This window comes from Thermoactinomyces daqus (assembly GCF_000763315.1).
GTDB classification, from domain to species: Bacteria; Bacillota; Bacilli; order Thermoactinomycetales; family Thermoactinomycetaceae; genus Thermoactinomyces_A; species Thermoactinomyces_A daqus.
Map to the genome: position 1 here is coordinate 1 of NZ_JPST01000045.1, position 6,815 is coordinate 6,815.

A 6,815-nucleotide genomic window follows, 5' to 3' on the forward strand; every position below is an offset into this window, starting at 1 on the left:
CTTCTTTGTCAACAACCTCACCAAGGGTACATCCCTTGGTCATCTTTTACGAAACAAGCTTCCGACTGCTCGGAACGGATATGTGATCCAAATAACCGGTTTAATAAAAGACCTGGCAATTCTCCGACCGATAATCCCCATAACCATCAGCAAAACCAAAAACATCCAATAGTAAAACACGAAGAGCATCATCACAAGAACGAGGGATAGTCCGTATCCGATGAGAATCAGTCTCCAAGCCCACTGATCCACGTTTGGGGTCTTTTTCACCTCGATGCCGAACCACGTTTGAATCCACTGATTGAGCTTGTAGGTCAGCCAAAAAATTAATATTGAGTTTGAAATTATCAACATCCACTCCATGATTTTCGATGCACTTTCCACCATTTTCCCCCGTCTCCTTTGCTGTAACATGATGTGTAACATCCACCGAAAAAATGTTACATGTTGAAGCTCAAAAGCCGCATAATTCCGTCATTTCTTCTTGGCAAAATTCTAGAAAAGGAAACCCGTGTTACATGTTACATTTAGACGAAATAAACTAGCTTTTTTCCGTCTTTTCGTTCTTGAATTTTTAATTCTTTTTTTATACGCTGGAAGGTCATTCTGGAGATCCCGAGCGATTCACAAATCTCCTTCGTCGTCAGCCCCTCCGGAGCTTCGCGCAGAAGCTCAATGACTTTGTCTTTCGCGGTCGTGTTTTCGCTATCGGTTTTCCCTTCTTTTCGAACGTACAGGGGCAACAGGATTTCTCTCGCTCGCTTTGTGATCTCTGCATTGGTCATGCCCATTTGGTTCCCCAAATCTGGCACTGGGAAAGATGGCAGACGATTCGAAGCTGGCTCAAGTAGTTTAGCTTTGAAGACATATTCTTTCTTGTTGCAGGTGATCCGAAAGATGCCCGTGTATTTTTCCAGATTGTGAAAATCCTCAACAGTGAATGGTTCTAGCTCTTCTTCAAAGTCTTCAAAAACTTCATCGCTCCCTTTCAGCAGGACCATGTCCATACCCGTTTTAAATGAGCGTATGATGTCATTTTTCCGGTTGCCGGCTTTGGTGAACGATGACCAATCATGAAAAGAGAAGATATACTTGGTTCGGTACTTTCTAGGCTTTTTGGTAATCTGAAGAAAAATGTCTTGAACCGGTTTGTTCTTAATGATCAAGTCGATTTCATCGACAATCACGACACATTCCCGAAGATCTTCTTCAGGGATCATCTCCCTGGCCATCATGAGGTTCCAAATTTTGACCAGGTAGTGTGTGAAGGCGAAGTCCTGGAACGTCTCTTTCTTGTTCGACATGTGGATTAAAACAAGGTGCGGCTCATTCATCCACTTCCAAAAGTCAATCTTTTCAGTTCTTGGCTGACTCAGTGAATAGAAAAGGCGCTTGTTATTTCGTATCTGAGAGATTCGGTTTTCAATCGTATCCAGTACGCGGTTGCTTTCCTTCCCCATCTCTTCTTCTAATTGACCAAGCGCAATTTCCAGTTCAAAATCGGTTTCAGCCAGTCGGGCTTTTATTTCGTCTCGATATTCCGGGTCTTTCAGAATCCGCATTGCATCCAGCAGATTTCCCTCACCTACTCGGTAAGACGCCTGCAATGCGCTTCTGAAATACCGATCAATAGAGATTGTCTGACTGTCGTCCTTGATGAATTTCCGAAGCAAATCGGTTTCAATCTCGGCAATTTCCGCAGCGATAGAGTCATCATTTTCATATAACGCCATCAAGTCATGCCAGGAGAGCGGAACCACTCGGGCCATATCTGAGTGGTTTATGATCTTCACCCGATCCCTGAGCCACTCTGGTACATGAGCCATAACTTCTTCTATCATCGCCCCGTTCGCTACATCGAAGAGGAAAACCGAACGTGCGATTTTTTCCCACTCTTTGCGATTCTTCGCGCGGGCTCCGAAAAATTCCAAAGCCATGTTCACAAAATCAGTAGACTTACCGGTACCTGGCTTCCCAACTACCATCATCGGAGTGGAAAGACTGTCTTTATCCTCGACATTTTCGGAGCGGATCAGCGAGAGGATTTTTCCTGTTCGATGGCGAGCGAATGCGATATGTTGCGGGGAATCCGTCACCATCCGTTTCGGAATCCGGCCATGCTTCGGTTGCTCCTCCTTCTCCTCCTTTTGTGCGTCTTGCGCTTCCACACGAGGTTTGAGCCATTCTTCGATTTTCTTTTTCTCTTTTGGTTCAAATAGCGCATCCAGCACTTCTGGCCAAACTTCGGTTTTCAAAATTTCCCCGGCTTTTTTCACCCAGGTAGGGATTTTTTGACTGCGGATCGAAGGAAACCAAGCAGAGTGGTTTTTCATCAGGATCACTCCTTTCAGTAGAAAGGACTAGCCTGCCCGCTAGTCCTCTATTTCATCTTCTTCTGTGTAAGGTTTGTTGGTTGGCGCTTGGTCTTTCACTTTCTCTTTTTTCCTCAGCCAAAAAGTGAAAGCTCCGAGCGCCGCCACAAAAACAGTGAAAATTAAATACCAAATCATTTTTTCATTGCCTCCATTTCTTTCACCCATTGGTTCGCTTCTTCTTTATGGCCGTAGCTTCCAACTGAGATGAAGAAACCGGACACGATAACAAAGGCTAAAAGCACTGCGCCAATCTCTTTCAACATCCTTGATATATTCCACTTGGCCCTAAAACCGATTAGGATAGCGAGTGGTACGGCTACTGCTGAAAACACCGCCGCTGCGAACTGACCACTAAGGAACATCAATCCTTGGATGAATTCCATCACAACGCTCCTTTCGCGGCCTCGGCGAGTTTGTCCCCAACCATGTCAATTACCAGCAGAATTCCATCCCACAGAGAAGACATCAGATGGGCGGCAACCACTACGATCAGGCACGAAGAAATGAGCCACAGTGAAAGCACACGTACGAAATATTGAGTGAAAACTTTAACGGGCTTCTTCCCTTTAAAGCCAATCTGCCAAATGGCGATAAAGGTTAACATCACGATTGCAAAAGCCGCAAACAGCATAAACAAGTCAGTGAAGCTCGATATAAACGCAATCGTCCCTTTGAGATCAGGAGCTTTCACTTGGCCTCCCCCTTCCGATTTAGCTTTTTCTTAAAGAAATCCCATATAATACTGGCGAAAACCACAGGTGGTGCGACATAAATACATAAGAAGATCAAAAGAGATAAGGTTTTGTACAGGTCGACCACCTCCTTTCGTGGTAAAATGTCGATAGGTTAATTTGTTTTTTGTGCTTCTGGTTTACCACCAGGAGCTTTTTTCATTTTTCTGTACATTTTCCGGATGTTTTTCCTCGAATTCTTTCCGCGACATTAGTCCGTATCCCATTTTGATAATGTTTTTGGCTAGTTCTTTGTCTTCTTTCTCCTTCTTGGCATCATCAAAGCTGATGAAAAATCCGACAATGGCTTGCATTTGTCTCACCCCCGCAAAATGATCGAGGGTTTCTCTCCACTAAAAAATCTTTCTAACTGGTAAATACCAGTAACTGATTATACTTTACCACATGCTTTACCAGTGGTAAAGTGAATTTTCGTTTTTTTGTATATTTTTTCTCAAATCTCTGGTAAGATGGAAATAATCCTGTGGTAAATACCACGAAAAAGGAGGGTTCGACCTTTGCCAAAATCAGATGAAATCTACAACACGATCAAAAATCGCATACTTGAGGGAATTTACACAGCAGGGCAACGCTTGCCAGCTGAGCGAGAGTTTGCGGAAGAATTCGGGGCTAGCCGTCCAACCCTTCGTGTAGCACTTGACCGATTGCAAGCCGAGAATCTGATCGAAATCGTGCCACGCGGGGGGATCTTTGTTCGCGCTCATATCCCAAAAGTGACACTTGGTCCATCTGATCCGGGTTTAGCTATCGCAGCTGGATTAGAATTAAAACGCGCCGGTTCATTTATCCGTGATATGGAGTCAAAGGGAAGAAAGGTAATGGTTCGCTTTTTGGAACCGTCCAGTATTATTCCGCTTGGTCATGAGCTAGGAGCCAAAATGAGAAAAGACCCCAATGTAGAGGTATTGAGGCGGTATCGGGTGCATCTCGTTGACCGTATCCCGTACCGTATCCTCGATAGCTATTACCTCGCAGAGTATTGCGGAGAGCTTCTCGGACACGATCACAACTATTATCCGCTTTTTAAATGGCTGCACAAGAACAAAGGCCTACGAGCATCGAGAGCATTTGAAAAGATCTCATGTCGTATGCCCTCTGATGAAGAATCAGAGATTTTGGGCATTCATCGTAATCAACCCGTGGTAGATATGGATAGGTGGGTATGGGGAGAAAAAGAGGATGGGGAAGAAATCCTTTTTGAGTACACAAAGGTGATCGCAAACGCTTCTCTTCATGACTTCACTTATTCTTATACAATTGATGAGGAGGCATCCAAATGATGGATGAACAAATCAAAAAGGAACTGATTCGGGAAGTAGCATTGACTTTGGCAAAAAAACAACGTATCTCATGGGCTTCCGACTTTCACGCCTTTGCAGATGGCCGGCAACTAACTCTTGCTGGTGTTACCTTTGAAAACTTTCCAAAAGGGCCAAATACACGCCGAACCGATGGGGATGTGGTCGCTCATGCAATTGTCATGGCGTTGGGAGCCGCAACCAAGACGGGGGACATTGACGATTGGTTTCCTGACGTAGGAGAAACGGGAGTTAAATCCATCGAATATCTGCCCAGTATGCGCAAAAGGCTCATTGAACCAAAAGGGCTCATCATCGGCCAAGTGGATGTGACCATTATCTGTGGAGATCAGCCTCGGATGAAGAAGAAAGTCCCGCTGATGGAACAAAACATTGCGGAAGGATTAGGGATTGACGTGGATCAGGTTCATGTAAAAGTATCCAGCATGGACGGAAATGACGAGTTCGCACGATTGGAAGGCATCGAGGCTCGGGTAATCATCAGTCTGTGGGAAGGACTATGAAAACAATCAATCCTCAATGGTTATCGAGTTATCTTTCGCCTGATTCCGCGCGATTCCAGCACATTCTCGGGGTAGTTCGGTGCATGGAAAACCTTCTTCCAGATTTGAATGTTCCTGATGAGTGGAAACCTGATCTATTAAAGGCTTGCTATCTCCATGATATTGGCTACAGTCCTAAATTAAATCAATACGATTTTCATCCCCTAGATGGAGCAATCTTTGTCCGAGAAAAAGGATTTTCAAAGTCGGTAGTGGCTGCTGTTCTCTTTCACTCCTGCGCGTATGAGACTGCCAAGGAAACTCGGCCGGATCTATTGCCGATCTATGAAGAAAAAAACACGGATCTGGATGAGCAAGATCGAACATTCATCGATCTGGTTACCTATTGCGATTTGCATACTTCTCCGACTGGACAACGTATAACGTTTGAGAAAAGAGTACAGGATGTTATTGAACGCTACGGAAAGCACCATACAGTTAGTCGGATGATGTTAGCCAATCAAAAAAATTACAAAGAAACTATCTTTAGAGTAAACCAATGGCTAAAGTAAAAAAGGACCTTTATAACCGGGTCCTCTTTTCATTCAAACAAATCCAATTGCTCAATCGGCTCAAACATCCTCTTGAATGTTCCCTTTGACATCACTTTTCCGCTCAATTTTAAACCATCTACCTGGACGATCCGGTCAAATGACACTTCCACATTACGCGCAGTAATCGTTTCAACCGTGGCGACCACTCCCTCATATGGCGTTCCAGGTCGACCGTACCATGTTTCCCCTTTTTGAGCAAATCCCAAGAATTTCGCCTCCCTAAACAGGATTTACTTTTATGATATCGAATAATTCTAATAAATAGACAAGGAGGCGAAAAATAGTGATTGGTGATCCACCAGGATCTTAGACGGCCTTGCGGTCGTCTTTTGTTATTACTATCCTTATCCTAAATAAGGGAGCGTTTTTAGCTGGCAAGGGCCTTTTCATCACTCGCAGTCGAACTCGATAAAGTATCTCTCATATTCCTCATCTGTGACCGTGCCTTTACCCTCGCAGTATTCGCAACACAATTGAACCGGCTTCCCCTCATCGTTCAAATTCCATCGCTTGCCCGCACCGAAGCACATGTGGCAGAGGATTTTCGCATTCTTCATACAATCACCCCTTTGTTTTCTTCGATTACAAAAAGAAAACCCCTCCCGATCATCGCCGGGAGGGAAGCGGTCATTCACAGTCAAGTTCAATTGGTTCTGGTTCTTCCAATCGGGCCAGCTCTGGATGAGGAAATCCATATGCAGCCTTGAAAAGTTTCGGGCATGGATAGACCCGTTCACCAGTGCGAGGGTCATAATAGCCCCAGTAGATGGGGCGTTCAAATTCAACTTGTCCAAAAAGCTCTAACTCGCTCGCGTCAACCTTCGTGTTCCAACCGAAGAAATATTCTAGTTCTTTGGCCGCTTCTTCGGGTGTGTTTCCGGCGGCCAGCTCATAGACCTTGTCATCAGGGTGTTTCAAAATGTATAGGTTCACATGTCATCATCCTTTCAAAACATTGGCTTTGTTACGAGCGGCCCCGATCAGGAGCCTCGTTTCATATTTTTCAGCGCACTTACGAAGGCGGTGCGAGCCTCATCCATTGCTGGAGAGTTTATCCGCCTTTCATACTCCAAGTACTGCTGCTCCTCGATCCAGCCTGCCTCATCGGGGTCAACAACCCAAGCGGGTTCTTCGTTTTTGTTCCATTCTTCCAATTCGGCTTTCCATTCCTCGTAGAGGGCTTAAGCCTCTTTTCGTTCTTGGTCACTGAGGCCCAGTTCTTTGGCAAAGAGTTCTTTCGCTTCCTCGAAGGAAAGAGGATTTTCATTTTCCC

The 6,815-nt window shown here is 44.9% G+C and carries 13 protein-coding genes; 3 read left to right on the forward strand and 10 right to left on the reverse strand.

From position 1 onward, the window contains the following. Window positions 1-39: 39 nt before the first annotated feature. The 6 genes from JG50_RS0115455 to JG50_RS20260 all read right to left on the reverse strand — a co-directional run bounded on the left by JG50_RS0115455 (window position 40) and on the right by JG50_RS20260 (window position 3,420). Window positions 40-387 (reverse strand): hypothetical protein, encoded by a 348-nt coding sequence (locus JG50_RS0115455; protein ID WP_033102029.1) that lies wholly within the window; start codon window positions 385-387, stop codon window positions 40-42. Window positions 388-527: 140 nt separating this feature from the next. Next, window positions 528-2,333, reverse strand: coding sequence for a helix-turn-helix domain-containing protein (locus JG50_RS0115460; protein ID WP_033102030.1), 1,806 nt, complete (start codon window positions 2,331-2,333; stop codon window positions 528-530). A 39-nt stretch (window positions 2,334-2,372) separates the two neighbouring features. Next, window positions 2,373-2,510, reverse strand: coding sequence for a hypothetical protein (locus JG50_RS20255; protein WP_160173904.1), 138 nt, complete (start codon window positions 2,508-2,510; stop codon window positions 2,373-2,375). Further along, window positions 2,507-2,758: a hypothetical protein gene (locus JG50_RS0115465; RefSeq protein WP_033102031.1), complete on the reverse strand. Its 252-nt coding sequence runs from the start codon at window positions 2,756-2,758 to the stop codon at window positions 2,507-2,509. Before JG50_RS0115465 ends, JG50_RS20255 begins: the two co-directional genes overlap by 4 nt. Next, window positions 2,758-3,066 carry a hypothetical protein gene (locus JG50_RS0115470; protein ID WP_033102032.1) on the reverse strand — a complete coding sequence of 103 codons (309 nt, stop codon included), beginning with the start codon at window positions 3,064-3,066 and terminating at the stop codon, window positions 2,758-2,760. The genes JG50_RS0115465 and JG50_RS0115470 overlap by 1 nt, the downstream gene beginning before the upstream one ends. 180 nt (window positions 3,067-3,246) lie before the next feature. Beyond that, window positions 3,247-3,420: a DUF4464 domain-containing protein gene (locus JG50_RS20260; protein WP_160173905.1), complete on the reverse strand. Its 174-nt coding sequence runs from the start codon at window positions 3,418-3,420 to the stop codon at window positions 3,247-3,249. 204 nt (window positions 3,421-3,624) lie between these two features. On the opposite strand from JG50_RS20260, the gene JG50_RS0115475 reads away from it, so the two are divergent. Genes JG50_RS0115475 through JG50_RS19050 form a run of 3 tightly spaced genes read left to right on the forward strand, consistent with a single transcriptional unit; the run spans window position 3,625 to window position 5,500 of the window. Further along, complete coding sequence (locus JG50_RS0115475; protein WP_033102033.1) at window positions 3,625-4,407, forward strand: GntR family transcriptional regulator; 783 nt, start codon at window positions 3,625-3,627, stop codon at window positions 4,405-4,407. Next, a complete protein-coding gene (locus JG50_RS0115480; protein ID WP_052154392.1) occupies window positions 4,404-4,949 on the forward strand; it encodes a 2-C-methyl-D-erythritol 2,4-cyclodiphosphate synthase in 546 nt (181 codons plus the stop codon). The genes JG50_RS0115475 and JG50_RS0115480 overlap by 4 nt, the downstream gene beginning before the upstream one ends. Beyond that, window positions 4,946-5,500, forward strand: a complete 555-nt coding sequence (locus tag JG50_RS19050; protein WP_052154393.1) for an HD domain-containing protein — start codon at window positions 4,946-4,948, stop codon at window positions 5,498-5,500. Before JG50_RS0115480 ends, JG50_RS19050 begins: the two co-directional genes overlap by 4 nt. A gap of 29 nt (window positions 5,501-5,529) precedes the next feature. On the opposite strand, the gene JG50_RS0115490 is transcribed toward JG50_RS19050, so the two are convergent. The 4 genes from JG50_RS0115490 to JG50_RS20270 all read right to left on the reverse strand — a co-directional run bounded on the left by JG50_RS0115490 (window position 5,530) and on the right by JG50_RS20270 (window position 6,696). Further along, window positions 5,530-5,748 carry a hypothetical protein gene (locus tag JG50_RS0115490; protein WP_033102034.1) on the reverse strand — a complete coding sequence of 73 codons (219 nt, stop codon included), beginning with the start codon at window positions 5,746-5,748 and terminating at the stop codon, window positions 5,530-5,532. A 183-nt stretch (window positions 5,749-5,931) separates the two neighbouring features. After that, complete coding sequence (locus tag JG50_RS20265) at window positions 5,932-6,099, reverse strand: hypothetical protein (RefSeq protein ID WP_160173907.1); 168 nt, start codon at window positions 6,097-6,099, stop codon at window positions 5,932-5,934. Between the two features lie 70 nt (window positions 6,100-6,169). Beyond that, window positions 6,170-6,475: a hypothetical protein gene (locus JG50_RS0115495; protein WP_033102035.1), complete on the reverse strand. Its 306-nt coding sequence runs from the start codon at window positions 6,473-6,475 to the stop codon at window positions 6,170-6,172. Window positions 6,476-6,522: 47 nt separating this feature from the next. Then, window positions 6,523-6,696 (reverse strand): hypothetical protein, encoded by a 174-nt coding sequence (locus JG50_RS20270; RefSeq protein ID WP_160173908.1) that lies wholly within the window; start codon window positions 6,694-6,696, stop codon window positions 6,523-6,525. Window positions 6,697-6,815 lie beyond the last annotated feature (119 nt).

Coding starts and splice junctions, on each gene's coding strand:
- JG50_RS19050 (WP_052154393.1), top strand. CDS start 4,946: ATGAAAACAATCAATCCTCAATGGTTATCGAGTTATCTTTCGCCTGAT.
- JG50_RS20255 (WP_160173904.1), bottom strand. CDS start 2,510: ATGATTTGGTATTTAATTTTCACTGTTTTTGTGGCGGCGCTCGGAGCT.
- JG50_RS20260 (WP_160173905.1), bottom strand. CDS start 3,420: ATGCAAGCCATTGTCGGATTTTTCATCAGCTTTGATGATGCCAAGAAG.
- JG50_RS20265 (WP_160173907.1), bottom strand. CDS start 6,099: ATGAAGAATGCGAAAATCCTCTGCCACATGTGCTTCGGTGCGGGCAAG.
- JG50_RS0115465 (WP_033102031.1), bottom strand. CDS start 2,758: ATGGAATTCATCCAAGGATTGATGTTCCTTAGTGGTCAGTTCGCAGCG.
- JG50_RS0115460 (WP_033102030.1), bottom strand. CDS start 2,333: ATGAAAAACCACTCTGCTTGGTTTCCTTCGATCCGCAGTCAAAAAATC.
- JG50_RS0115455 (WP_033102029.1), bottom strand. CDS start 387: ATGGTGGAAAGTGCATCGAAAATCATGGAGTGGATGTTGATAATTTCA.
- JG50_RS0115480 (WP_052154392.1), top strand. CDS start 4,404: ATGATGGATGAACAAATCAAAAAGGAACTGATTCGGGAAGTAGCATTG.